Genomic DNA, 21,667 nt, shown 5'->3' with positions numbered 1-21,667 from the left:
CTGCGAGAAACATGAAGATCCACAAGTACGACACCGTCATCGTCGGCGCCGGCGGCGCGGGCATGCGCGCCGCCATCGAGGCGACGAAGCGCAGCCGCACCGCGGTCCTGACCAAGCTCTACCCCACCCGCTCCCACACGGGCGCCGCGCAGGGCGGCATGGCCGCCGCGCTGGCCAACGTGGAGGAGGACAACTGGGAGTGGCACACCTTCGACACGGTCAAGGGCGGTGACTACCTGGTCGACCAGGACGCCGCCGAGATCCTGGCGAAGGAGGCCATCGACGCCGTCCTCGACCTGGAGAAGATGGGCCTGCCGTTCAACCGGACCCCGAACGGCACCATCGACCAGCGCCGCTTCGGCGGTCACAGCCGCAACCACGGCGAGGCCCCGGTCCGCCGGTCCTGCTACGCCGCGGACCGCACCGGCCACATGATCCTCCAGACGCTGTACCAGAACTGCGTCAAGGAGGGCGTGGAGTTCTTCAACGAGTTCTACGTCCTGGACCAGCTGATCACCGAGGTCGACGGCGTCAAGAGGTCGGCCGGTGTCGTCGCGTACGAGCTGGCCACCGGCGAGATCCACATCTTCCAGGCGAAGGCCGTCATCTACGCCTCCGGCGGCTGCGGCAAGTTCTTCAAGGTGACGTCGAACGCCCACACCCTGACCGGTGACGGCCAGGCGGCGGTCTACCGGCGCGGGCTCCCGCTGGAGGACATGGAGTTCTTCCAGTTCCACCCGACCGGCATCTGGCGCATGGGCATCCTGCTCACCGAGGGCGCCCGCGGCGAGGGCGGCATCCTGCGCAACAAGGACGGCGAGCGCTTCATGGAGAAGTACGCTCCCGTCATGAAGGACCTGGCGTCCCGTGACGTCGTGTCCCGCTCCATCTACACGGAGATCCGCGAGGGCCGCGGCTGCGGTCCCGAGGGCGACCACGTGTACCTGGACCTCACGCACCTGCCGCCGGAGCAGCTGGACGCCAAGCTCCCGGACATCACCGAGTTCGCGCGCACCTACCTCGGCATCGAGCCGTACACGGACCCGATCCCGATCCAGCCGACCGCGCACTACGCGATGGGCGGCATCCCGACGAACGTCGAGGGTGAGGTCCTGGCGGACAACACCACCGTCGTCCCGGGCCTGTACGCGGCCGGCGAGGTCGCCTGCGTCTCCGTGCACGGCGCCAACCGTCTCGGCACCAACTCGCTGCTGGACATCAACGTCTTCGGCCGCCGTGCGGGCATCGCCGCCGCCGAGTACTCGGCCAAGGCCGACTACGTCGAGCTGCCGGAGAACCCGGAGTCGTTCGTCGTCGAGCAGATCGAGCGGCTGCGCAACTCCACGGGCAGCGAGCGGGTGGCGACCCTGCGCCGTGAGCTGCAGGAGACCATGGACGCCAACGTCATGGTGTTCCGCACCGAGCAGACGATCAAGACGGCCGTCGAGAAGATCGCCGAGCTGCGCGAGCGCTACCAGAACGTGGCGATCCAGGACAAGGGCAAGCGGTTCAACACGGACCTGCTGGAGGCCATCGAGCTGGGCAACCTGCTGGACCTGGCCGAGGTCATGGCCGTCTCGGCGCTGGCCCGCAAGGAGTCCCGCGGCGGTCACTACCGCGAGGACTACCCGAACCGCGACGACGTCAACTTCATGCGCCACACCATGGCGTACCGCGAGGTCGGCGCCGACGGCTCGGAAACCGTCCGTCTCGACTACAAGCCGGTCGTCCAGACCCGCTACCAGCCGATGGAGCGTAAGTACTGATGGCTACCCCTGTTCTGGACAAGGCGGACGCGGCCGGCCAGCCCGAGCCCGGCTTCGCCGACTCCCCCTACATCACCGTCACCTTCCGGATCCGCCGGTTCAACCCGGAGGTCTCGGGCGAGGCGGTCTGGGAAGACTTCCAGCTGGAGATCGACCCGAAGGAGCGTGTCCTCGACGGCCTCCACAAGATCAAGTGGGACGTCGACGGCACCCTCACCTTCCGCCGCTCGTGCGCGCACGGCATCTGCGGCTCGGACGCGATGCGGATCAACGGCAAGAACCGCCTTGCCTGCAAGACGCTGATCAAGGACATCAACCCCGAGAAGCCGATCACGGTCGAGCCCATCAAGGGCCTCACGGTCCTGAAGGACCTGGTCGTGGACATGGAGCCGTTCTTCCAGGCGTACCGGGACGTCATGCCGTTCCTGGTCACCAAGGACACGAACGAGCCGACCCGTGAGCGGCTGCAGTCCGCCGAGGACCGCGAGCGCTTCGACGACACGACGAAGTGCATCCTCTGCGCGGCCTGCACCTCCTCCTGCCCGGTGTTCTGGAACGACGGCCAGTACTTCGGTCCGGCCGCGATCGTGAACGCCCACCGGTTCATCTTCGACAGCCGGGACGAGGCGGGCGAGCAGCGCCTGGAGATCCTCAACGACCGCGACGGCGTGTGGCGCTGCCGCACGACCTTCAACTGCACGGACGCCTGCCCGCGCGGTATCGAGGTCACGAAGGCGATCCAGGAGGTCAAGCGCGCGCTGATCACGCGTCGCTACTGATCGCCGTACGGCTACGGCTTCTGGGCCCCGCCCCCGGTCACGCACCGGGGGCGGGGCCTTCGCCGTACAACTGTCCGACCCTCTCGTACGTCTCCTGTGTACGCGATCAAGGAGACACATGCGCACGCACAGAAAGCTCGCCGTGGCGACGGCCACGGCCCTCTCGCTCACCGGCGGGCTGCTCGCCCTCACGGCCGGCCCGGCCGCCGCGGCGGCCCCCGCCAAGTACGCCGACGACTTCAACGGCGACGGCTACCGGGACTACGCGTCCGGCTGGGGCGGCGAGGTCACCGTCACCTACGGCACCGCGACGGGGCCCGGCCCGAAGACCGTCCGCTTCACCCAGGACAGCCCCGCCATCCCGGGCAAGGCGGGCGACGCCGGCGGTTACGCCGACGGCTTCGGCGACCAGGTCGCCACCGCCGACCTCAACCGGGACGGGTACGCCGACCTCGCCGTCGCCGACAGCAGCGAGAAGGTCGGTACGAAGGCCGGGGCGGGCGCGGTCACCATCCTGTGGGGTGCCAAGGCGGGCCTCGGCGCGAAGGCCACGCGGATCCCGGCCAAATCCACGATCGCGTTCGGCGCGGCCCTCGCCGCCGGCGACTTCAACGGCGACGGCAAGCCGGACCTGGCCGTCGCCGACGTCACCGGCACCCTCTTCGTCTACCGGGGCGGCTTCTCCCAGAGCGGCGCGACGGGCGGCGTCAGCAAGCTGGAGGTCAGCCCCAGCGGCGCCCACGTGCTGGAACCGAGCATGATCGTCGCCGGCAGGGTCACCAAGGACAAGGCCACCGACCTCTACGTGCTGGGCCAGGGCTACGAGCACGGCAAGATGGTCCAGGCCGCGTGGTTCGTGCAGGGCGGCTCCACCGTCAAGCGCGGCACGTACACGACGTACAACGCCTCGCAGGTGGACTTCCAGGCCACCGGGGTGATCGCCGACTTCGACAAGAACGGCTACGGCGACCTGGCCGTCAGCGACAAGCCGTACAACAAGGGCGCGGGTTCCGTGGTGGTGCTGCGGGGCGGCGCGAGCGGCCCGGCCGGCTCCTACCGGCTGACCCAGTCCACCTCCGGAGTGGCGACCGCGGCCACGAAGAACGACCGGTTCGGCTACGCGCTCTCCGCCGGCGACACCAACCGCGACGGCTACCCGGACCTCGCGGTAGGCGTACCCGAGGAGGAGTCCGGCTCGGTGCCGAACGCGGGCGGGGTGCACGTCCTGCGGGGCGGCAGGAGCGGCCTGACCGGCACCGGCTCGCAGTGGTTCACCCGGGCCACGGCGGGTGTGCCGGGCAGCCCGACCGACTCCGAGATGCTCGGGCTGTTCGTCCGCCTGCGCGACTTCGACCGGGACGGCGACGCGGACCTGCTGGTCTCGGGCGACCTCTACCGCCCGGGCGTGCTGCTGCGCGCGACCGCCAAGGGCATCACGACGAGCGGCGCCTCGGTGTCCGGTCTGGACCCGGCCTTCCCGCAGTGAGCCGCTGAAGGGTCCCCCCGACGAGCCCCACCGGAATCCGCTCCGGTGGGGCTCCTCGCTTCCCGGGACCACTGCTCTTAATCTGACGACATGTCAGACGAAGAGTCGTACGAACTGCTCGGTTTCGACAACGTGCTGCTCCCCGTCGGCGACCTCGGCGAGGCGGTCGCCTTCTACGAGCGGGCCGGGTTCGCCGTGGGCTTCCGGTTCGACGAGGCCGGGATCGCCCAGCTGAAGGTCGGCGCGGAGACGCCCGGCATCCTGCTGCGGGCCGAGGAGGAGCTGCGGCACCGGACGCCCCCCTGGCCCTCGCCGCGGATCTGGCTGGAGGTGCCGGACGCCCGGGCGGCGGCGCGGGAGCTGGCCGCCGCGGGGATCGAGCCCCTGGACGAGATCCACCAGGCGGCCACGGGCTGGACCGTGGAGATCGCCGATCCCTGGGGCAACATCCTCGGCTTCACGGACTACACCAAGCGCCCGGCGCTGGCCCGCAGGACCTGACCCCTTTGGTTGAACGCGTTCAAAAACAGCGCTACAGTCATCCTGTCAGCGTTTTGAACGCGTTCAAGAAGGGGTGGGGCATGGACCGCACCGTCATCGCCTACGTCATCTACCTGGTCGTCAGCGTCGCACTGACCGTCTGGGTGGCCCGCACGCTCAGCCGCAACGGCCGGATCTTCCTGGCCGACGTCCTGCGCGGCAACGAGAAGCTCGCGGACGCCGTGAACCACCTCCTGGTGGTCGGCTTCTACCTGGTCAACCTGGGCTTCGTGGCGCTGTACCTTGGGGACGACGAGACGATCGAGGACACCCGCGGCATCTTCGAGGCCCTGTCGACCAAGCTGGGCGTGGTCCTGCTGGTGCTCGGGGTGATGCACCTGGGCAACGTGTACGTGCTCAACCGGATCCGCCGGCGCGGGGTCATGGAGCGGGAGCAGCTGCCCCCGGTCGGACCGCAGGAGTGGATCGCCCCGACGGCCGGGGCGTGACGGCCGTGACCGGCAAGACCACCGCGGCCACCGTGGCCGGCCGGGGCGCCGCGGGCGTCCCGGTCCGGGGCCTGACCGTTCTGTACGACGCCCACTGCGTCCTGTGCGGGCACCTGCGCGACTGGCTGGCCCGGCAGTCACAGCTGGTGCCGCTGGAGCTGCTGCCGGCCGGTTCGGCCGAGGCCCGGGCCCGCTTCCCGGGGCTCGACCACGCGGCCACCCTCGACGAGGTCACCGTCGTCGGCGACTCCGGCCAGGTCTACCGGGGCTCGCGCGCCTGGATCGTCGTCCTGTGGGCGCTGCGCGAGCACCGCGGGCTCGCCCACCGGCTCGCCACCCCGGCGGGCGCCAAGCTGGCCCATGGGGCCGTGCTCGCCGCGGCGAAGTGGCGGGACGCGCAGCGGTGGTACGGGCAGTCGCGGGGCGGGCAGGGACAGGGCGGGCAGTGGGCAGGGCAGGTCTACCGGCGGGCGGACGGCTGGTCGTACCACCCCCGCACGGGCTGGACCCACTCCCCCACGCCGTCCTGCTCCACGCCGTCCTGTTCCGGGGCCGCTTCCCCCAGTCGTTAGGCTCTTCTACCGTGCCCGCGAAGAACGACGGCCCGGAAGCGGCCGGCCCCCAGAGCAGCAAGTCCGAGCAGACCCGTGCGCTGATCCTGGAGACCGCCATGCGGTTGTTCCAGGAGCGCGGGTACGACAAGACGACCATGCGGGCCATCGCCAAGGAGGCCGGGGTCTCGGTCGGCAACGCCTACTACTACTTCGAGGGCAAGGAACACCTGATCCAGGGTTTCTACGACCGGATCGCCGCCGAGCACCAGGCGGCGGTCCGGGAGATCCTGGACCGGGAGACGGACCTGGAGGCGCGGCTCGCGGGTGTACTGACCGCCTGGCTGGACATCGCCCGGCCGTACCACGAGTTCGCCGTCCAGTTCTTCAAGAACGCCGCCGACCCCGACAGCCCGCTCAGCCCCTTCTCCCCGGAGAGCGAGCACGCCCGCGAGCAGGCCGTCAGCGTGCACCGCGAGGTGCTGGCCGGCTCGAAGTCCAAGGTGGCCCCCGAACTGCGGGACGTCCTCCCCGAGCTGATGTGGCTCTCGCAGATGGGCCTGGTCCTGTACTGGGTCTTCGACCGCACGGAGGGGCGCGAGCGCAGCTACCGGCTGGCCCGGCGGGGGGCCCGGCTGACCGCCCGGGGTGTCTCCCTGGCCCGGTTCCGGGTGCTGCGCCCGCTGGTGCTGGAGGTGCACGAGCTGTTCACGGACTTCCTGCCGGGGATGACGAAGGTGCTGCCGGATCCGGGGCGCAAACGGGAGGAGTGATCACTTTCGGGTGAAGGCGCGGGAACGGGACACCTGGGCTTCCCGCTGCCTACGATGATGCTCTCGACACCAGCCCCTAGGAGGCACGCGATGTCCGCTGCATCCGTCGAGCAGCCGTTCGACGCCGACGAGCCGTTCTCCCTGACGGCCATCGCCGACGAGATCATGGAGCGCCATCCGGGCTACCGCGTCGAGATCATCGGAGGCCACCTCCTCGTGACCCCTTCACCGGATGCCCCCCACGCCCGCGCGCTGACCAAGCTCATGCGTCCCTTCATCGCCGCTGGCTTGGACGACGGCGAGACCGAGGTTCTCCAGAGCGTCGCAATCAAGCTCCCCACCGGCGACGAGGACTACTGCATCCCCGATCTTGTGGTCGTGGACGCCGACATCGACGACCATTTCATCGAGAACAACGCCTACGACCCGGTCTGCTTCCGCCTCGTCCTGGAGGTCACCTCCGGTAACTGGCGGGACGACCTGAAGACCAAGGTCGGGGCGTACGCCGGGGCGAAGGTGCCCGTCTACCTCGTGGTCGACCGCAAGCACCAGCGCCTGCACGTGCTCACCGAGCCCGAAGGGAGCGAGTACACGAACCACCGTGTCCACGCTCCCGGGGAGACCGTCACGCTGCCCGACTCCATCGGCGCCAAGGTCACCCTGGACGTCGAGCAGATCATCAAGGCCGGGCAGAAGAAGGCCGACTGATCAGATCCAGTCCAGCCGCCACAACCGGAACACCCCCGTACCGTCCGTCAGGTACTGCCCGCCGCCCACGTCCTCCGTGCTCACCACGTACTCCTTGCGCTGCCACAGCGGGATCAGCGGGACGTCCTCGGTCACGGCCGCCTGGATGTCCTTGAAGTCCTTCGCGGCCCGGCCGCGGTCGGCGAACTGCTGGCTGTCGAGGACGAGATGGTCGACCAGCTTGTTGCTGTACCCGGTGCTCATGGTGGAGCCGGTGCCGACGAGCGCGGCGCCGAAGGTGTCCGGGTCGGGATAGTCCGCCACCCAGCCGACCGCCCACGCGTCCATCTTCCCGGCGGACCAGCGCTTCTGGAAGTCGGTCCACTCGTATCCCCTGACGTCCACGTGGAACAGGCCGCTCGCCTCCAGCTGCCGCTTCAGCTCGGCGGCCTCCTCGGCGCCCTCGCCCCGGCCGGCGCCGTAGCCCAGGGTGAAACGCACCGGCAGGCTCACCCCGGCCTCGGTGAGCAGCTCGCGGGCCTTCCGGGCGCTACGCGTGGGGTAGTTGTCGAAGAACGACGTGGTGTGGCCGGTGATACCGGTCGGGATCAGCGAGTACAGCGGATCGACCGTGCCCTCGTAGACCGTCGCGGCCAGCCGCTCGCGGTCGACCAGCCAGGCCATCGCCCGGCGCACCCGCGGGTCGTGCAGCGGGGAGCGGGAGCGGGTGTTGAGGTACAGGTTGCGGGTCTCGGCGCTGTCGGACTCGGTGACCCGCTGCCCGGGGTCGCTCGGGTTCAGCTCGGCGAGCACGTGCGGCGGCAGGTTCCGGGTGGCGACGTCGATCCGGCGGGCCCGCCAGGCCTGGTCGAGCTTGGCGGAGTCGGCGTAGTAGCGCAGCTCGACGGGGCGGCCGGTGCCGCTCAGTGCGCCCGTGTAGTGCTTGTTGGGGGCCAGTTCGGCCTTCTGGTCCTTCGTGTACGCCGTCAGCGTGTACGGTCCGGTGCCGTCGACGGCGGTGTCCGTGCGCAGGGCGTCGGCCGGGTACTTCTCCCTGTCCACGATCGAGCCGGCGCCGGTGGCGACCTTCAGCGGGAAGGTGGCGTCCGCGGACGAGAGGTGGAAGGTGACGGTGTGCGCGTCGTCGGCGGTCACCGAGGCGAGCGTGCCGAACAAGGACGCCGGGCCGACCTTGGAGTCGATCGCCCTGACCCGCTCGAAGGAGTACTTCACGTCCTCGGCGGTCATGGCGCGCCCGCTCGGGAAGGTGATCCCGGAGCGCAGGGTGCACCGGTACGTCTTCAGGCCACTGCCCTCGAAGGCGCAGCTCTCCGCCGCGTCCGGGACCGGTTCGGCCCCGCCCGGCTCGAAGGTCAGCAGCGACTGGAACACATTGCTGAACAGCGCCCAGGAACCGGCGTCGTAGGCGCCGGCCGGGTCGAGTGCGGTGACCGCGTCCGTCGTGCCGACGGTGATGGTCCGGTTCTTGTTCCCCTGCGACGGCAGCAGCTGCCAGCCGCCGATCCCCACGACGGCGAGCACGAGCAGTGCCACGAGAATCCGCATGCGAACAGATCGCATGGTGACGCCCTCCCCAGCCACTTCCCCTTGAGTGACGCGGCTCACCTAATCACACGGGTTTCACCGTGCGGAAGGGCTTTCTGTCCAGTTGTGGGGAAACGGTGGGTAAGGACCTGGTCACGCGGGTGTGGCGGCCGGTTCGATCACCGGCACGGTCGGTTCCCCGCTATGACTTCCCGCGCAGTGCGCGCAGCCCGCGCAACCCGATGACCCCGATGACCGTCCCCCATACGAAGGAAACGACGGCCAGCAGCAGGTGCACCCAGAAGTACGCGGTCGGGTGGCCGTCGTCGAAGGCGAGCCCGCTGCTGTCCTTGGCCAGGTTCTTGATGAAAGTGATCCAGATGATCCAGCTCCACACCCCGAAGGCGAGCAGGAACCAGGAGACGGGGCGGCTGAGCTTCATGCGTCCAGTATCGCCGTCCGGGGTTCGGGCCCGTGTCGGGGGTGGGGCCGGAGACGGGACTTCGCGGTCCGGTGCGGGTACGTTCTCGACCGTGCCCGCACCGAAGACGACCGGCCGCCGAGCCCTGCTGGTCTCCTGCGCCACCCTGCTGTCCCTGTCCGTCACCGCGCCCGCCGCGCTCGCCGCGCCGACCCCCTCCACGAACCCGACGGCCACGCCCCCGGCCCGGATGTCCGCCGTGGGCGGCGCCCGGCTGGGGATGCCGGGCACCCAGGTCGACCTCGCGCCCGGTGTCCCCGTGCTGCCCAAGGACATCACCGCGCGCTCCTGGATCGTGTCCGACGCCGAGTCGGGCGAGGTCCTCGCGGCGCACAACGCGCACTGGCCGCTGCCTCCGGCGAGCACGCTGAAGATGCTGTTCGCGGACACCGTGCTGCCCCGCTTCCCGCAGGGCACCCGGCACAGGGTGGTGCCGTCGGACCTCAAGGGCGTGGGTGCCGGCTCCAGCGTGGTCGGGATAAAGGAGGGCAGCAGCTACTCCGTCCACGACCTGTGGCTCGGGGTGTTCCTGCGCTCGGGCAACGACGCGGTGCACGTGCTGTCCGCGATGAACGGCGGTGTCCGGCAGACCGTCCAGGACATGCAGGACCACGCGGAGGAACTCCAGGCGAGGGACACGCGGGTGGTCTCGCCGGACGGCTACGACGCACCGGGGCAGGTGTCGTCGGCGTACGACCTGACGCTGTTCGCCCGTTCGGGGCTGCAGAAGAAGGACTTCCGGGACTACTGCTCGACCGTCAGCGCGAAGTTCGGTTCCGGTGAGATCCGGAACACCAACCGGCTGCTGAGCGGCGACAGCGACGTCCCCGTCTACCAGGGGATCGCGGGCGTGAAGAACGGCAACACCACGCACGCGGGCGCCACCTTCACCGGGGTCGCCGAGCGGGGCGGCAAGGTGCTGCTGGTCACGGTGATGAATCCGCAGAAGCACGAGCACAACGAGGTCTACAAGGAGACCGCGAAGCTGTTCGACTGGGGTTTCCAGGCGGCCGGGAAGGTCGGTCCGGTGGGTGAGCTGGTGCCGCCGAAGAGCGCCGCGCCGGGCACCGCGCAGCCCGGCGCGACCGCGTCGGCGCACGCCGGGCAGGTGGAGGGCGGCGGATCGGGCGGGAAGGCGGCGGCGAGCGCCTCCACCGGGTCCGGTGCCGGCGGCGCCGGGATCGCCCTGGCCGTCGCGGGCGGGCTGCTGGTGCTGCTCGGCGGCGGGGCGTTCCTGGTCAACCGCCGGTGGCCGCTGCCGGACCTGATGCGCCGTCGGACCCGTCCCTGACCTCCGCCTCCTCGGCCTCCGCCGCCTTGCTGCCCGTCGCCGTCCAGGAGGCGCAGAACAGGACCAGTTTGCAGGTGAAGTTGATCCACAGCAGCAGCGCCACGGGCACTCCGAACGCGCCGTACATGCTCTTCGCGGCGACTCCCTGGACGTAGCTGCTGAGCAGCAGTTTCAGCAGCTCGAAGCCGACCGCGCCGAGCAGGGCGGCGACCAGCAGGCGGCGGCGCGGCGGCTCGGCGCCGGGCAGCAGGGTCAGGGCGTAGAGCAGGACCAGGAAGTCGGCGAGGACGGCGACGGCGAACGCGGCGACCGTCAGCAGCGCGCTGCCCCAGCCGTGTTCTTCGAGGCCGATCCGCCCGGACAGCCAGCCGACGGCGGCGGAGGCGAGGGTGGACGCGGCGAGGGTGACCAGCAGGGCACCGCCGAGGCCGAGCAGGATGCCGGCGTCCTTGGCCTTGGTGACGACCGGGTTCTCCTCGCGGTCGGGCAGTTCCCACACCGCGCGCAGGCAGTCCCGCACCTGGCCGACCCAGCCGATGCCGGTGAACAGCAGCACGGCGCCCGCGATGACCCCGACGGTGCCCGCGTTCTGCACCAGGGAGGTGAGGTCCAGCTGGTCGGCCAGGCCCGGGAACTGGTCGGCGATCCGCTGTTCCACGGTCTTCTGGCGGGCCGGGCTGAGCGTGGCGGCGGTGATCGCGGCGGCCACGGTCAGCAGCGGGAACAGCGCGACGAAGCTGACGAACGTCATGGCGGCGGCCAGCCGGGTCCACTTCACCCGGTCCAGGCGCTCGTAGGACCGCCAGGCGTGGGTGGCGGTCAGCCGGGTGACGATCGGCCCGATGCCGGGCAGCTTCTTCAGCCAGTCCATGATCCGACTCTGCCCGCTGCGCGAGAACGCCAACACCGCGTTTCTCCGCCCGAACGGTCATATGGGGGCGATACGGTCAACTGTCATGAAGGATGCCACCGAACTGCCCCAGTCCCTGCTCGTCCTCGGCGGCACATCCGAGATCGCGCTGGCCACCGCGCGCCGGCTGATCGCCCGCCGCACCCGAACGGTGTGGCTGGCGGGCCGCCCCTCCCTCGCGCTGGAGAACGCCGCCGGGAGCCTGCGGGCGCTCGGCGCGGACGTCCACACCCTCGCCTTCGACGCGCTCGACCCCGCGTCCCACGAGACCGCCCTCGGCAAGGTGTTCGCCGAGGGGCCCGTCGACATGGTGCTGCTCGCCTTCGGCATCCTGGGCGACCAGGCGCACGACGAGCGTGACCCGGTCCGCGCGGTCCAGGTCGCCCAGACCAACTACACGGGGGCCGTCTCGGCGGGCCTGGTCGCCGGTCGCGCCCTCCAGGCCCAGGGCCGCGGTTCCCTCGTCGTCCTGTCCGCCGCGGCCGCCGAGCGCGCCCGCCGCGCCGACTTCATCTACGGCTCCAGCAAGGCCGGCCTCGACGCCTTCGCGCAGGGCCTCGGCGACGCGCTGCACGGCACCGGCGTGCACGTGATGGTCGTACGCCCCGGCTTCGTCCGGACGAGCAGGACGGCCGACCGCTCACGCACCCCGCTCGCGACGACGCCGGAGGCGGTCGCCACGGCCGTCGAACTGGGCCTGCGCCGCTGCTCGGAGACGGTCTGGGTGCCGGGGGCGCTGCGCCCGGTGCTGTGGGTGCTGCGGCACGCGCCCCGGGCGGTGTACCGGAGGCTGGCGGTCTGACGGGGCCCGGCGGCGGCCGATCGTGCCCCGTGCCGGCCTACCGGCGGGCGATCGTGCCCCGTTCGACCCCCGCGTGGCCCGGCTGGGGCGGTACGACGGATCCCCCGAACGTGTACTCGCGCAGCTTGCGCCACACCCCGTCGGCGCCCTGCTCGTACAGCGCGAAGCCGGTGCACGGCCACTCGGCCTCGAAGCCGGCCAGTTCCTCGAAGGCGCGGTCCATCGCCGCGTCCTCGATGCCGTGGGCGACGGTGACATGCGGGTGGTACGGGAACTGCAGCTCGCGCGCCACCGGTCCGGAGGTGTCCCGGATCCGCTGCTGGAGCCAGGCGCAGGTGTCGGCGCCCTGCACGACCCGCACGTAGACCACCGGCGACAGGGGCCGGAAGGTGCCGGTGCCGGACAGCCGCATCGGGAACGGCCGGCCCGCCGCGGCGACCTCGCCGAGGTGCGCGTCGACGGCCGGCAGGTCGGCCTCCTCCACCTCGGTCGGCGGCAGCAGCGTGACGTGTGTGGGGATGCCGTGAGCAGCGGCGTCGCCGAAGCCCGCGCGCCGCTCCTGGAGCAGGCTGCCGTGAGGCTCCGGGACCGCGATCGACACGCCGATCGTTACGGTCCCCACGTCGTCTCCTGTCGTCGTGTCTGTTTTCTGCTCTGCCGTCGGCTATGACTGTACGGCCATGAGTGTCCTGTGGGCAGGCGCAGCGGAAGTGATGTGCAGCGCTCCGCCCGCGCGGACCCGTGCGGTCGTACGCCTCAGTGTTTGGCCGGGAGGAAGCCCACGCGGTCGTACGCCTGCGCGAGGGTCTCGGCGGCGACGGCGCGCGCCTTCTCCGCGCCCTTGGCGAGGATCGCGTCGAGGGTCTCGGAGTCGTCCAGGTACTGCCGGGTGCGCTCCCGGAACGGCGTCACGAACTCGACCATGGCCTCGGCGAGGTCGGTCTTGAGCGCGCCGTACATCTTGCCCTCGTACTGCCGCTCCAGCTCGGCGACCGACGTGCCGGTGAGGGTGGAGTAGATGGTGAGGAGGTTGGAGATGCCCGGCTTGCTCTCGGGGTCGTAGCGGATCACCGTGTCCGTGTCGGTGACGGCGCTCTTGACCTTCTTCGCCGTGGTCTTCGGCTCGTCCAGGAGGTTGACGAGGCCCTTCGGCGTGGACGCCGACTTGCTCATCTTGACCGTCGGGTCCTGGAGGTCGTAGATCTTCGCCGTCTCCTTGAGGATGTACGGCTTCGGGATCGTGAAGGTGTCGCCGAAGCGGCCGTTGAAGCGCTCGGCGAGGTCGCGGGTCAGCTCGATGTGCTGGCGCTGGTCCTCGCCCACGGGCACCTCGTGGGCCTGGTACAGCAGGATGTCCGCGACCTGGAGGACCGGGTACGTGAACAGGCCGACGGAGGCCCGGTCGGCGCCCTGCTTGGCGGACTTGTCCTTGAACTGGGTCATGCGGCCGGCCTCGCCGAAGCCGGTGAGGCAGTTCATGATCCAGGCCAGCTGGGCGTGCTCGGGGACGTGGCTCTGCACGAAGAGGGTGCAGCGGTCCGGGTCCAGGCCGGCGGCCAGCAGCTGTGCGGCGGCGAGGCGGGTGTTGGCCCGCAGCTCCTTCGGGTCCTGCGGGACCGTGATCGCGTGCAGGTCGACGACCATGTAGAAGGCGTCGTGGGACTCCTGCAGGGCCACCCACTGGCGGACGGCGCCGAGGTAGTTGCCGAGGTGGAACGAGCCAGCCGTGGGCTGGATGCCGGAGAGCACGCGAGGTCGGTCAGCCATGCTCTTTATTGTCGCAGAGAGTGTGAGGGGTTCGGTGCGTGGGGAACCGCGGGCCGGCTGTGGTCGCTCGCGCCCGCGCGGCGGGGCCGCATGCCGCATGCCGCGTGCGGCCCCGCGCCCGTGCCGGGGGCGATTCAGCCGAGGTCGACCTGCGGGTAGAGGGGGAAGCCCGCGACCAGGTCCGTGGCCCGCTGGGAGATCTCCCGTGCGACCTTCTCGTCCAGGACGTGGGCCGCCTTGGAGGGGGCGCCGGACTTGGTGGTGCCCGGCTCGGTGGTGGTGAGGACGCGGTCGATCAGGGCGGCCACCTCGTCCATCTCGGCCGTGCCGAGGCCGCGGGTGGTGAGGGCCGGGGTGCCGACGCGGATGCCGGAGGTGTACCAGGCGCCGTTCGGGTCGGCCGGGATGGAGTTGCGGTTGGTGACGATGCCGGAGTCCAGCAGGGCGGACTCGGCCTGGCGGCCGGTGAGGCCGTAGGAGGTGGCGACGTCGATCAGGTTGAGGTGGTTGTCGGTGCCGCCGGTGACCAGGGTGGCGCCGCGGCGCATCAGGCCCTCGGCGAGGGCGCGGGAGTTGTCCACGATGCGCTGGGCGTAGTCCCGGAAGGAGGGCCGGCGGGCCTCGGCGAGGGCGACGGCCTTGGCGGCCATGACGTGCGGGAGGGGGCCGCCGAGGACCATCGGGCAGCCGCGGTCGACCTGGTCCTTCAGGGAGTCGTCGCACAGGACCATGCCGCCGCGCGGGCCGCGCAGGGACTTGTGGGTGGTCGTGGTGACGATCTGGGCGTGCGGGACCGGGTCGAAGTCGCCGGTGAGGACCTTGCCCGCGACCAGGCCGGCGAAGTGCGCCATGTCGACCATGAGGGTGGCGCCGACCTCGTCGGCGATCTCGCGCATGATCCGGAAGTTCACCAGGCGGGGGTACGCGGAGTAGCCGGCGACGATGATCAGCGGCTTGAACTCGCGGGCCTGGGCGCGCAGGGCCTCGTAGTCGACCAGGCCGGTGGCGGGGTCGGTGCCGTAGGAGCGCTGGTCGAACATCTTGCCGGAGATGTTGGGACGGAAGCCGTGGGTGAGGTGGCCGCCGGCGTCCAGGGACATGCCCAGCATGCGCTGGTTGCCGAAGGCCTGGCGCAGCTCGGCCCAGTCGGCGTCGGACAGGTCGTTGATCTGGCGGACGCCGGTCTTCTCCAGGAAGGGCGCCTCGACGCGGTCGGCGAGGACGGCCCAGAAGGCGACGAGGTTGGCGTCGATCCCGGAGTGCGGCTGGACGTAGGCGTGGCGGGCGCCGAAGAGTTCGCGGGCGTGCTCGGCGGCGAGGGCCTCGACGGTGTCGACGTTGCGGCAGCCGGCGTAGAAGCGGCGGCCGATGGTGCCCTCGGCGTACTTGTCGCTGAACCAGTTGCCCATCGCGAGCAGCGTGGCCGGGGAGGCGTAGTTCTCGGACGCGATCAGCTTGAGCATCTCGCGCTGGTCGGCGACCTCCTGGCCGATGGCGTCGGCGACACGGGGCTCGACGGCGCGGATGACGTCGAGGGCGGCCCGGAAGGCCGTGGACTCGGTGGAGAGGGGGGCGGAATTCTCGGGCATCGGGGACCTCCGGACGGTGTGCGTGCAGCGTTCACGTTCGGCCCAGGCGCACGGCACTCTTCCCGCTCGGGCCGCTCCCTGATGGTCCGTCCCATCCCAGCGCGCCAGTCACGGCCCGCTCGTCAGATTACCGGGCGCGCCGGACGGCGCAGGTCCCGCGTCCACCATGCGAGCGAGGATAGGAAGGGGTTCACCGTCGTTTTCCGGTCGTACTCGGGAGTGGCCGTGACCGCTGCAGAAGACCTCATCGCCGCCGCCGACGCGCACTGCGCGCCCACCTACCGTCCGCTTCCGGTGGTGATCGCCACGGGTGAGGGGGCGTGGCTGACGGATGTGGCGGGGCGCCGGTACCTGGACCTGCTGGCCGGCTACTCGGCGCTGAACTTCGGGCACGGCAACCGGCGGCTGACCGAGGCGGCCCGGCGGCAGCTGGACCGGCTGACGCTGACCTCCCGCGCCGTCCACCACGACCGGTTCGCGGCCTTCTGCACGGAGCTGGCCGAGCTGTGCGGGATGGAGATGGTGCTGCCCGTGAACACGGGCGCGGAGGCGGTGGAGAGCGCGGTGAAGACGGCCCGGAAGTGGGGGTACCGGGTGAAGGGGGTGCCCGCGGAGATGGCGAGGATCGTCGTGGCGGCCGGCAACTTCCACGGCCGTACGACGACGGTGATCAGCTTCTCGACGGATCCGGAGGCGCGGGCGGACTTCGGTCCGTACACCCCGGGGTTCGAGATCGTGCCGTACGGCGACCTGACGGCGATGCGGTCGGCGCTGACGGAGAACACGGTGGCGGTGCTGCTGGAGCCGGTGCAGGGGGAGTCCGGGGTGATCGTGCCACCGGCCGGTTATCTGGCCGGGGTGCGCGAGCTGACCCGCGAGCGGAACGTCCTCTTCGTCGCCGACGAGATCCAGTCCGGGCTGGGCCGGACCGGGCGGACCTTCGCGTGCGAGCACGAGGGGGTCGTGCCGGACGTGTACCTGCTGGGCAAGGCGCTGGGCGGCGGGATCGTGCCGGTGTCGGCGGTGGTGTCGAGCGCGGCGGTGCTCGGGGTGTTCCGGCCGGGTGAGCACGGCTCGACCTTCGGCGGGAACCCGCTGGGCTGCGCGGTGGCGCTGGAGGTGATCGCGATGCTGCGGACCGGGGAGTACCAGGAGCGGGCGGCGCGGCTGGGCGAGCGGTTGCACGGGGTGCTGGGCGAGCTGTCGGGTGCGGGCCGGGTGACGGCGGTGCGGGGGCGCGGGCTGTGGGCCGGGGTGGACGTCCCGCGGGCGGCCGGCACCGGGCGCGAGGTGTCCGAGCGGCTGTTGGCCCGCGGGGTCCTGGTCAAGGACACCCACGGGCCGACCGTCCGGATCGCGCCGCCGCTGGTGATCGGGGAGGAGGACCTGGACTGGGGGCTGGAGCAGCTGCGGGAGGTGCTGTCCGGGGCCTGATCAGCGGAGCGGGATGTCGGTCCCGTGCCGGCCGGCGGGCCGGGGCCCGAAGATGCGCCGGTCGCTCTCCTCGATGGGGACGTCGTTGATGCTCGCCTCCCGTCGGCGCATCAGGCCGTGCTCGTCGAACTCCCCCAATTCGTTGCCGTAGGAGCGCCACCACCGGCCGTCGGTGTCACGGCACTCGTACTGGAAGCGGACGGCGATGCGGTCGTCGCCCGTTCTCGACGTCAAGGAGCCACCGATGCCGTCCCCGATCACCGAGGAACAGACCCGCCTGGACCGTGAGGCGCTCCTGGACGCGGCGGAGGCGCTCTTCTACGCGCACGGCATCCAGGCGGTCGGGATGGACCGGGTCCGCGAGGCCTCCGGGCTGCCCCTGAAGCGGATCTACCGGCTCTTCGCGACCAAGGAGGACCTCGTGGTCGCCGTGCTCCGGCGACGCGACCGGCGCTGGCGCGCGAGCCTGGCCGCGCACGTGGAGGGCGTCCCGGACCCCCGCGGACGGGTGCTGGCGGTCTTCGACTGGCTGGCCCGCTGGTTCGCCGAGCCCGGCTTCCGCGGCTGCGCCTGGATCAACGCCCACGGCGAACTCGGTTCCGCGTCCGAGCCGGTGCCGGCCGAGGTCCGCGCCCACAAACAGGCCTTCCGCGACCAGCTCGCCGCCTGGGTCCACGCCACGGGCACGGCGGCTGCCGAGTCGGTCTTCCTGCTCGCGGAGGGGGCCGTCGTCACCGCCGGCATCAGCGGCGACCCGGCCCCGGCACGGCACGCGCGGGAAGCGGTGGAGAGGCTGCTCGGGGGCTAGAGGATCACGTGGGGCAGGAAGCGGGCGTACTCGTCGGTGACCAGGCCGGCGGACTCGCGGATGCCGAGGCCCGCCGGTTCGTCCCGGACGACCCAGGCGCCGAGGACCACGTGGTTGCCGTCGAACGCGGGAAGGGGGGCCAACTGCTGGTAGCAGCAGGGCTCCTCACGCGGGACGGCCGGTGCGCCCGGGGGGTGGATCGTGACGCCCTCGCCCTCCCGGCCGAGGAGGGGCTTGGCGACGTAGCCGGTGGTGCCGGCCAGGTCTCGGGGGCCGTCCAGGTAGGCGGGGAGAAGGTTGGGGTGGTCCGGGTACAGCTCCCAGAGGACCGGCAGCAGGGCCTTGTTGCTCAGGAGCATCTTCCAGGCCGGTTCGATCCACAGGGTGCTGCCGGTGCCGCCGCCGTTGTCCAGGGTGTCCAGGACGTGCCCGCCGAAGGCGTCGGTGGTGAGCCACTCCCAGGGGTAGAGCTTGAAGATGCCCCGGATGAACCGGAGCTGGTTGTCCACGAAGCGGCCGGAGAGGCCGTCCCAGCCGATCTCCTCCATGGCCAGCCAGTCGGTGGCCAGCCCGGCCTGCTCGGCGGTCTCCTTGAGGTAGGCCACCGTCATCAGGTCCTCGCCGAGTTCGTCGGCGGCGGAGTGCGCGAAGTGCAGCGGGCCGCCCGGCGGGAGGAGCCCGGACTGGGCGCGCCAGGCCTCCACCAGGCGTTCGTGCAGGGAGTTCCACTGGTCGGCGCCGGGGAAACGCTCCTCCATCCAGAACCACTGCGGGGAGGCGGCCTCGACCAGGGAGGTGGGGGTGTCCGCGTTGTACTCCAGCAGCTTCGCCGGGCCCGTGCCGTCGTAACGGAGGTCGAAACGGCCGTAGAGGGACGGGAGTTCGGCACGGCGGTGCCAGGCCTCGGTGACCGCCGCGGCCACCCGCGCATCGGTGATGCCGAGGTCGGCGAGCCGGTTCTCGGCCACGATGTGTCCGGCCGCGGCGAGGCACATGCGGTGCAGTTCCCCGACGGTCTCCTCCAGCGCCTCGACCTCCTCCAGGGAGAAGACGTAGCAGGCGCTCTCGTCCCAGTACGGGCGCAGGGAGCCGTCGGGGTGACGGGTGAGCGGGTAGACCAGGCCCTGGGCCTCGACGGTCCGCTGCCAGCCGGGGCGGGGGGTGAGGGTACGGCGTTCCATGGATGCGTTCCGGTCAGCCGCCGGAGCTGCCCTTGCCGCCGCCGAAGCCGCCGCGGTGCACTCCGCCGACCCCGCCGTGGTGGTCGTCGTCATCGTCGTACGAGCCGCTGCCCGAGCCACCGCCGGGCTTGGTGAAGGAGCCGCCGTCGACCCAGCCGTCCTCCTCCTCGCCCTCGTAGTACCAGGCGGCGTCGGCCTTCTTCCCCAGGGTCTTCTTCCCGCCGGTCGTCTTGCCGGGCTTGCTCGTCGTCTTCACGGAACCGCTCGTCGTCGTCCTGCAGTTCTTGTCCGCGACGACCTTGTAGCCCTTGGCGAGGTGGTAGCTGTCGCGGTCGACGCAGCGCTTGTCCGGGTCGGACGAGCAGGCGGTGAGGGCGGCGGCCAGCAGGCCCATGCCGCCCAGGACCACCGTGCCGGACCGCAGGGGCCGACGTGTGCGCTCCATGGTTTCTCTCCCCCGTCGGATGTCGTGTACCGGCCGTCAGCCTAGAGACCGGTGCGAGTACCCCCGGCAGGGGGGCGGCCGTCGGCCGCTCCCCTAGAGTCGCTTCGTGCTCTTTGGAATGGTGTGTGCCCTGGGTGCCGCGGTCTGCTTCGGTACGGCGACGGTGTTGCAGGCGGTGGCGGCGCGGACGGCGGGCGCCGAGAGCGGTGACGGCGGGGACGCGGCGCTGCTGCTGCGGGCGCTGCGGCAGTGGCGGTACCTCGCCGGACTCGGGCTGGACGGGCTGGGGTTCGTGCTCCAGGTCGCCGCCCTGCGGTCGGTGCCGATCTACGCGGTCGGCGCGGCGCTGGCGGCGAGCCTCGCGGTGACGGCGGTGGTGGCGGCGCGGCTGCTGCGGGTCCGGCTGAGCGGTCTGGAGTGGGGCGCCGTCGCGGTGGTCTGTGCGGGGCTCGCCCTGCTGGGGCTGGCCTCGGGCACCGAGGGCGACCGGAGCGGGCCCGACTGGCTGCGGTACGCGATGGTGGCCGCCGCGGTGGCCGTGCTGCTGCTCGGCGGGGTCGGCGGGCGCCTGTCGGGGCGGGGGCGGGCGCTGCTGCTGGGGCTCGGCGCCGGGTTCGGGTTCGGGGTGGTGGAGGTGACGGTACGGCTGGTCGACTCGCTGCGGCCGGCGGACCTGCTGGCCGACCCGGCGGTGTACGCGCTGCTGCTCGGCGGTGCCGCCGCGTTCCTCCTGCTCACCTCGGCCCTCCAGCGGGGGTCGGTGACGACCGCGACGGCCGGGATGGTCCTCGGCGAGACGGTCGGGCCGGCCGCGGTGGGGATCGTCTGGCTCGGGGACCGCACGAGGGACGGGCTGGCCTGGGTCGCGGCGCTCGGGTTCGCCGTGGCGGTGGTGGGGGCGCTGGCGCTGGCGCGGTTCGGGGAGGCGCCGGCGGAGTAGCCGACGCTACGGCAGCACCCGGCACAACGCCTCCAGTGCCCCCGCCCACGCGCTGTCCGGCGGGGTGCCGTAGCCGACGACCAGGGCGTCGAGCGGCTCCGTGAGGGCCTGCGGGTGGCGGTGGACGGAGAGGCCGTGGAGGGCCAGGCCCTGCCAGGCCGCCGCCTGGACCACCGACTCCTCCGTGCCGGGCGGGAGACGGAGGACCGCGTGCAGGCCGGCCGCGATGCCCGTGACCCGTACCTCCGGTGCGCGTGTGGTGACGGCGGTGGTGAGGGCGTCGCGGCGGTGCCGGTAGCGCAGGCGGGAGGAGCGGACGTGGCGGTCGTACGCGCCGGAGGTGAGGAACTCCGCGAGGGTGAGCTGTTCGAGGGCGCCGACGGTGTCGGCCTGGCCCTTGGCCGCGACCGCCTCCGCGGCCAGGTCCGGGGGCAGCACCATCCAGCCCAGCCGCAGCCCGGGCGCGAGCGACTTGCTGGCCGTGCCGAGGTGGACGACCCGGTCGGGGGCGAGGCCCTGGAGCGCGCCGACGGGCTGGCGGTCGTAGCGGAACTCGCCGTCGTAGTCGTCCTCCAGGACCAGCCCGCCGGTGCGGCGTGCCCAGGCCACCACGGCGGCCCGGCGGTCGGGGTGCAGGGGCGTGCCCATGGGGAACTGGTGGGCGGGGGTCAGCAGGACCGCGCCCGCCTCGCCCGGCTCGCGGGGATCCGTGCCGAGGTCGTCGTACGGCAGCGCGGGCGTGGCGAGGCCCGCGGCGCGCAGCAGCGCCCAGTGCACGTCGAGGCCGTACGACTCCACCGCCACCGTCCGCACCCCGCGGGCCCGCAGCACCTTGCCGAGGACGGTCAGGGCGTGCGAGAAGCCGGCCGTGATCACGATCGTGTCGGGGTCCGCGCGGACGCCGCGGGCGCGGGCGAGGTAGCCGGCGAGGGCGGTGCGCAGTTCGGGACGGCCGCGCGGGTCGCCGTAGCCGAGGGCGTGGAAGGGGGCCGTGGCCAGGGCGCGGCGGGCGGCCTTGAGCCACTCGGTGCGGGGGAAGGCGGAGAGGTCGGGGGTGCCGGGGATCAGGTCGTGGCGGGGGCGGGCCGGGGTGCGGTGGGGGGCCGCGGGGGCGGCGCTCGGGGGCGTGGGCACGCCGGCCGCCACCCGGGTGCCGGACCCCTGGCGGGCGGTGAGCCAGCCCTCGGCGACCAGGTCGGCGTAGGCCTCGGCGACGGTGTTGCGGGCGATGCCGAGGTCGGCGGCGAGGGAGCGGGAGGAGGGCAGCCGGGTGCCGGGGGCCAGGCGCCCGGTGCGGACGGCGTCGCGCAGGGCGTCGGTCAGGCCGCGGCGCAGGCCGCCCGAGCCGCTCGGTTCGAGGTGCAGGTCGACGCCCAAAGTGGCCCAGGATCTCGCCATGGGAATGGACCATACTCCTGGGCTGCCCGGTGCCTAGGGTCGAGG

22 protein-coding genes, 1 pseudogene and 1 riboswitch are annotated in these 21,667 nt (G+C 71.9%); of the genes and pseudogenes, 13 read left to right on the top strand and 10 right to left on the bottom strand.

The features are described 5' to 3' along the window. Positions 1 to 11 precede the first annotated feature (11 nt). From sdhA to ACZ7N4_RS08880, 8 genes are all read left to right on the top strand, one after another. Positions 12 to 1,766: a succinate dehydrogenase flavoprotein subunit gene (gene sdhA, locus ACZ7N4_RS08915; RefSeq protein WP_471355399.1), complete on the top strand. Its 1,755-nt coding sequence runs from the start codon at positions 12 to 14 to the stop codon at positions 1,764 to 1,766. Continuing rightward, positions 1,766 to 2,545 carry a succinate dehydrogenase iron-sulfur subunit gene (locus ACZ7N4_RS08910; RefSeq protein WP_471355397.1) on the top strand — a complete coding sequence of 260 codons (780 nt, stop codon included), beginning with the start codon at positions 1,766 to 1,768 and terminating at the stop codon, positions 2,543 to 2,545. Before sdhA ends, ACZ7N4_RS08910 begins: the two co-directional genes overlap by 1 nt. A 118-nt stretch (positions 2,546 to 2,663) precedes the next feature. Next, positions 2,664 to 4,031, top strand: coding sequence for an FG-GAP and VCBS repeat-containing protein (locus tag ACZ7N4_RS08905; RefSeq protein WP_471355393.1), 1,368 nt, complete (start codon positions 2,664 to 2,666; stop codon positions 4,029 to 4,031). Positions 4,032 to 4,121: 90 nt separating this feature from the next. After that, positions 4,122 to 4,532 carry a VOC family protein gene (locus ACZ7N4_RS08900; protein ID WP_471355391.1) on the top strand — a complete coding sequence of 137 codons (411 nt, stop codon included), beginning with the start codon at positions 4,122 to 4,124 and terminating at the stop codon, positions 4,530 to 4,532. Between the two features lie 80 nt (positions 4,533 to 4,612). After that, the gene (locus ACZ7N4_RS08895; RefSeq protein WP_471355389.1) at positions 4,613 to 5,020 is read left to right on the top strand and encodes a hypothetical protein; all 408 of its coding nucleotides are present in this window, start codon (positions 4,613 to 4,615) and stop codon (positions 5,018 to 5,020) included. Positions 5,021 to 5,025: 5 nt separating this feature from the next. Continuing rightward, complete coding sequence (locus ACZ7N4_RS08890; RefSeq protein ID WP_471356151.1) at positions 5,026 to 5,592, top strand: thiol-disulfide oxidoreductase DCC family protein; 567 nt, start codon at positions 5,026 to 5,028, stop codon at positions 5,590 to 5,592. Positions 5,593 to 5,603: 11 nt separating this feature from the next. Then, the gene (locus ACZ7N4_RS08885; RefSeq protein ID WP_471355386.1) at positions 5,604 to 6,344 is read left to right on the top strand and encodes a TetR/AcrR family transcriptional regulator; all 741 of its coding nucleotides are present in this window, start codon (positions 5,604 to 5,606) and stop codon (positions 6,342 to 6,344) included. Between the two features lie 90 nt (positions 6,345 to 6,434). Continuing rightward, positions 6,435 to 7,052 (top strand): Uma2 family endonuclease, encoded by a 618-nt coding sequence (locus ACZ7N4_RS08880; protein ID WP_471355383.1) that lies wholly within the window; start codon positions 6,435 to 6,437, stop codon positions 7,050 to 7,052. On the opposite strand, the gene ACZ7N4_RS08875 is transcribed toward ACZ7N4_RS08880, so the two are convergent. Both ACZ7N4_RS08875 and ACZ7N4_RS08870 read right to left on the bottom strand, forming a co-directional pair. After that, positions 7,053 to 8,597, bottom strand: coding sequence for an ABC transporter substrate-binding protein (locus tag ACZ7N4_RS08875; RefSeq protein ID WP_471355380.1), 1,545 nt, complete (start codon positions 8,595 to 8,597; stop codon positions 7,053 to 7,055). Positions 8,598 to 8,778: 181 nt separating this feature from the next. After that, a complete protein-coding gene (locus ACZ7N4_RS08870) occupies positions 8,779 to 9,018 on the bottom strand; it encodes an SCO4848 family membrane protein (RefSeq protein WP_471355378.1) in 240 nt (79 codons plus the stop codon). Positions 9,019 to 9,109: 91 nt separating this feature from the next. Between ACZ7N4_RS08870 and ACZ7N4_RS08865 the strand changes: the two genes are divergently transcribed. Further along, positions 9,110 to 10,348 carry a D-alanyl-D-alanine carboxypeptidase family protein gene (locus ACZ7N4_RS08865; protein ID WP_471355375.1) on the top strand — a complete coding sequence of 413 codons (1,239 nt, stop codon included), beginning with the start codon at positions 9,110 to 9,112 and terminating at the stop codon, positions 10,346 to 10,348. Here the strand turns inward: ACZ7N4_RS08865 and ACZ7N4_RS08860 are convergent. Next, positions 10,296 to 11,219, bottom strand: coding sequence for a YihY/virulence factor BrkB family protein (locus ACZ7N4_RS08860; RefSeq protein ID WP_471355372.1), 924 nt, complete (start codon positions 11,217 to 11,219; stop codon positions 10,296 to 10,298). The two genes, ACZ7N4_RS08865 and ACZ7N4_RS08860, sit on opposite strands and share 53 nt — an antisense overlap. A gap of 85 nt (positions 11,220 to 11,304) precedes the next feature. Here ACZ7N4_RS08860 and ACZ7N4_RS08855 point away from each other — a divergent pair, with 85 nt between their 5' ends. Next, entirely contained in the window at positions 11,305 to 12,060 is a 756-nt protein-coding gene (locus tag ACZ7N4_RS08855; RefSeq protein ID WP_471355369.1) for a decaprenylphospho-beta-D-erythro-pentofuranosid-2-ulose 2-reductase, read from the top strand. A 37-nt stretch (positions 12,061 to 12,097) separates the two neighbouring features. Here the strand turns inward: ACZ7N4_RS08855 and ACZ7N4_RS08850 are convergent, their stop codons facing one another. The 3 genes from ACZ7N4_RS08850 to ACZ7N4_RS08840 form a co-directional block, all read right to left on the bottom strand. Then, entirely contained in the window at positions 12,098 to 12,682 is a 585-nt protein-coding gene (locus ACZ7N4_RS08850; RefSeq protein ID WP_471355367.1) for a 2'-5' RNA ligase family protein, read from the bottom strand. Between the two features lie 134 nt (positions 12,683 to 12,816). Next, entirely contained in the window at positions 12,817 to 13,827 is a 1,011-nt protein-coding gene (gene trpS, locus ACZ7N4_RS08845; RefSeq protein ID WP_471355365.1) for a tryptophan--tRNA ligase, read from the bottom strand. Positions 13,828 to 13,961: 134 nt separating this feature from the next. Continuing rightward, positions 13,962 to 15,416: a glycine hydroxymethyltransferase gene (locus tag ACZ7N4_RS08840; protein ID WP_471355363.1), complete on the bottom strand. Its 1,455-nt coding sequence runs from the start codon at positions 15,414 to 15,416 to the stop codon at positions 13,962 to 13,964. Between the two features lie 33 nt (positions 15,417 to 15,449). Continuing rightward, positions 15,450 to 15,538: riboswitch (ZMP/ZTP riboswitch) on the bottom strand. 103 nt (positions 15,539 to 15,641) lie between these two features. Between ACZ7N4_RS08840 and rocD the strand changes: the two genes are divergently transcribed. Further along, entirely contained in the window at positions 15,642 to 16,850 is a 1,209-nt protein-coding gene (gene rocD, locus ACZ7N4_RS08835) for an ornithine--oxo-acid transaminase (RefSeq protein ID WP_471355360.1), read from the top strand. On the opposite strand, the pseudogene ACZ7N4_RS08830 reads toward rocD, so the two are convergent. After that, positions 16,851 to 17,063, bottom strand: a pseudogene (locus ACZ7N4_RS08830) (DUF1348 family protein); the annotation flags it as partial. A 31-nt stretch (positions 17,064 to 17,094) separates the two neighbouring features. On the opposite strand from ACZ7N4_RS08830, the gene ACZ7N4_RS08825 reads away from it, so the two are divergent. Further along, positions 17,095 to 17,658: a TetR/AcrR family transcriptional regulator gene (locus tag ACZ7N4_RS08825; protein WP_471355358.1), complete on the top strand. Its 564-nt coding sequence runs from the start codon at positions 17,095 to 17,097 to the stop codon at positions 17,656 to 17,658. Here the strand turns inward: ACZ7N4_RS08825 and ACZ7N4_RS08820 are convergent. Together ACZ7N4_RS08820 and ACZ7N4_RS08815 are read right to left on the bottom strand one after the other, a co-directional pair. Then, entirely contained in the window at positions 17,655 to 18,839 is a 1,185-nt protein-coding gene (locus ACZ7N4_RS08820) for a glutathionylspermidine synthase family protein (RefSeq protein WP_471355355.1), read from the bottom strand. The genes ACZ7N4_RS08825 and ACZ7N4_RS08820 overlap by 4 nt on opposite strands. Positions 18,840 to 18,852: 13 nt before the next feature. After that, positions 18,853 to 19,284 carry a hypothetical protein gene (locus tag ACZ7N4_RS08815; RefSeq protein ID WP_471355352.1) on the bottom strand — a complete coding sequence of 144 codons (432 nt, stop codon included), beginning with the start codon at positions 19,282 to 19,284 and terminating at the stop codon, positions 18,853 to 18,855. A 118-nt stretch (positions 19,285 to 19,402) separates the two neighbouring features. On the opposite strand from ACZ7N4_RS08815, the gene ACZ7N4_RS08810 reads away from it, so the two are divergent. Then, positions 19,403 to 20,224: a DMT family transporter gene (locus ACZ7N4_RS08810; protein WP_471356149.1), complete on the top strand. Its 822-nt coding sequence runs from the start codon at positions 19,403 to 19,405 to the stop codon at positions 20,222 to 20,224. Between the two features lie 6 nt (positions 20,225 to 20,230). Here the strand turns inward: ACZ7N4_RS08810 and pdxR are convergent, their stop codons facing one another. Next, positions 20,231 to 21,622 (bottom strand): MocR-like pyridoxine biosynthesis transcription factor PdxR, encoded by a 1,392-nt coding sequence (pdxR, locus tag ACZ7N4_RS08805; RefSeq protein ID WP_471355349.1) that lies wholly within the window; start codon positions 21,620 to 21,622, stop codon positions 20,231 to 20,233. Between the last annotated feature and the right edge of the window lie 45 nt (positions 21,623 to 21,667).

Source organism: Streptomyces sp. NPDC107654 (assembly GCF_055639035.1).
The sequence above is the reverse complement of the archived record's forward strand: the minus strand, read 5'-3'. Positions and strand labels throughout refer to the sequence as shown.

Excerpts from the sequence above, each read along its gene's own strand:
- ACZ7N4_RS08825 (WP_471355358.1), top strand. The coding sequence starts at position 17,095 with ATGCCGTCCCCGATCACCGAGGAACAGACCCGCCTGGACCGTGAGGCG.
- ACZ7N4_RS08880 (WP_471355383.1), top strand. The coding sequence starts at position 6,435 with ATGTCCGCTGCATCCGTCGAGCAGCCGTTCGACGCCGACGAGCCGTTC.
- ACZ7N4_RS08840 (WP_471355363.1), bottom strand. The coding sequence starts at position 15,416 with ATGCCCGAGAATTCCGCCCCCCTCTCCACCGAGTCCACGGCCTTCCGG.
- ACZ7N4_RS08895 (WP_471355389.1), top strand. The coding sequence starts at position 4,613 with ATGGACCGCACCGTCATCGCCTACGTCATCTACCTGGTCGTCAGCGTC.
- trpS (WP_471355365.1), bottom strand. The coding sequence starts at position 13,827 with ATGGCTGACCGACCTCGCGTGCTCTCCGGCATCCAGCCCACGGCTGGC.
- pdxR (WP_471355349.1), bottom strand. The coding sequence starts at position 21,622 with ATGGCGAGATCCTGGGCCACTTTGGGCGTCGACCTGCACCTCGAACCG.
- ACZ7N4_RS08810 (WP_471356149.1), top strand. The coding sequence starts at position 19,403 with ATGGTGTGTGCCCTGGGTGCCGCGGTCTGCTTCGGTACGGCGACGGTG.
- ACZ7N4_RS08900 (WP_471355391.1), top strand. The coding sequence starts at position 4,122 with ATGTCAGACGAAGAGTCGTACGAACTGCTCGGTTTCGACAACGTGCTG.
- ACZ7N4_RS08860 (WP_471355372.1), bottom strand. The coding sequence starts at position 11,219 with ATGGACTGGCTGAAGAAGCTGCCCGGCATCGGGCCGATCGTCACCCGG.
- ACZ7N4_RS08815 (WP_471355352.1), bottom strand. The coding sequence starts at position 19,284 with ATGGAGCGCACACGTCGGCCCCTGCGGTCCGGCACGGTGGTCCTGGGC.
- ACZ7N4_RS08855 (WP_471355369.1), top strand. The coding sequence starts at position 11,305 with ATGAAGGATGCCACCGAACTGCCCCAGTCCCTGCTCGTCCTCGGCGGC.
- ACZ7N4_RS08820 (WP_471355355.1), bottom strand. The coding sequence starts at position 18,839 with ATGGAACGCCGTACCCTCACCCCCCGCCCCGGCTGGCAGCGGACCGTC.
- ACZ7N4_RS08910 (WP_471355397.1), top strand. The coding sequence starts at position 1,766 with ATGGCTACCCCTGTTCTGGACAAGGCGGACGCGGCCGGCCAGCCCGAG.
- sdhA (WP_471355399.1), top strand. The coding sequence starts at position 12 with ATGAAGATCCACAAGTACGACACCGTCATCGTCGGCGCCGGCGGCGCG.
- ACZ7N4_RS08905 (WP_471355393.1), top strand. The coding sequence starts at position 2,664 with ATGCGCACGCACAGAAAGCTCGCCGTGGCGACGGCCACGGCCCTCTCG.
- ACZ7N4_RS08875 (WP_471355380.1), bottom strand. The coding sequence starts at position 8,597 with ATGCGGATTCTCGTGGCACTGCTCGTGCTCGCCGTCGTGGGGATCGGC.
- ACZ7N4_RS08870 (WP_471355378.1), bottom strand. The coding sequence starts at position 9,018 with ATGAAGCTCAGCCGCCCCGTCTCCTGGTTCCTGCTCGCCTTCGGGGTG.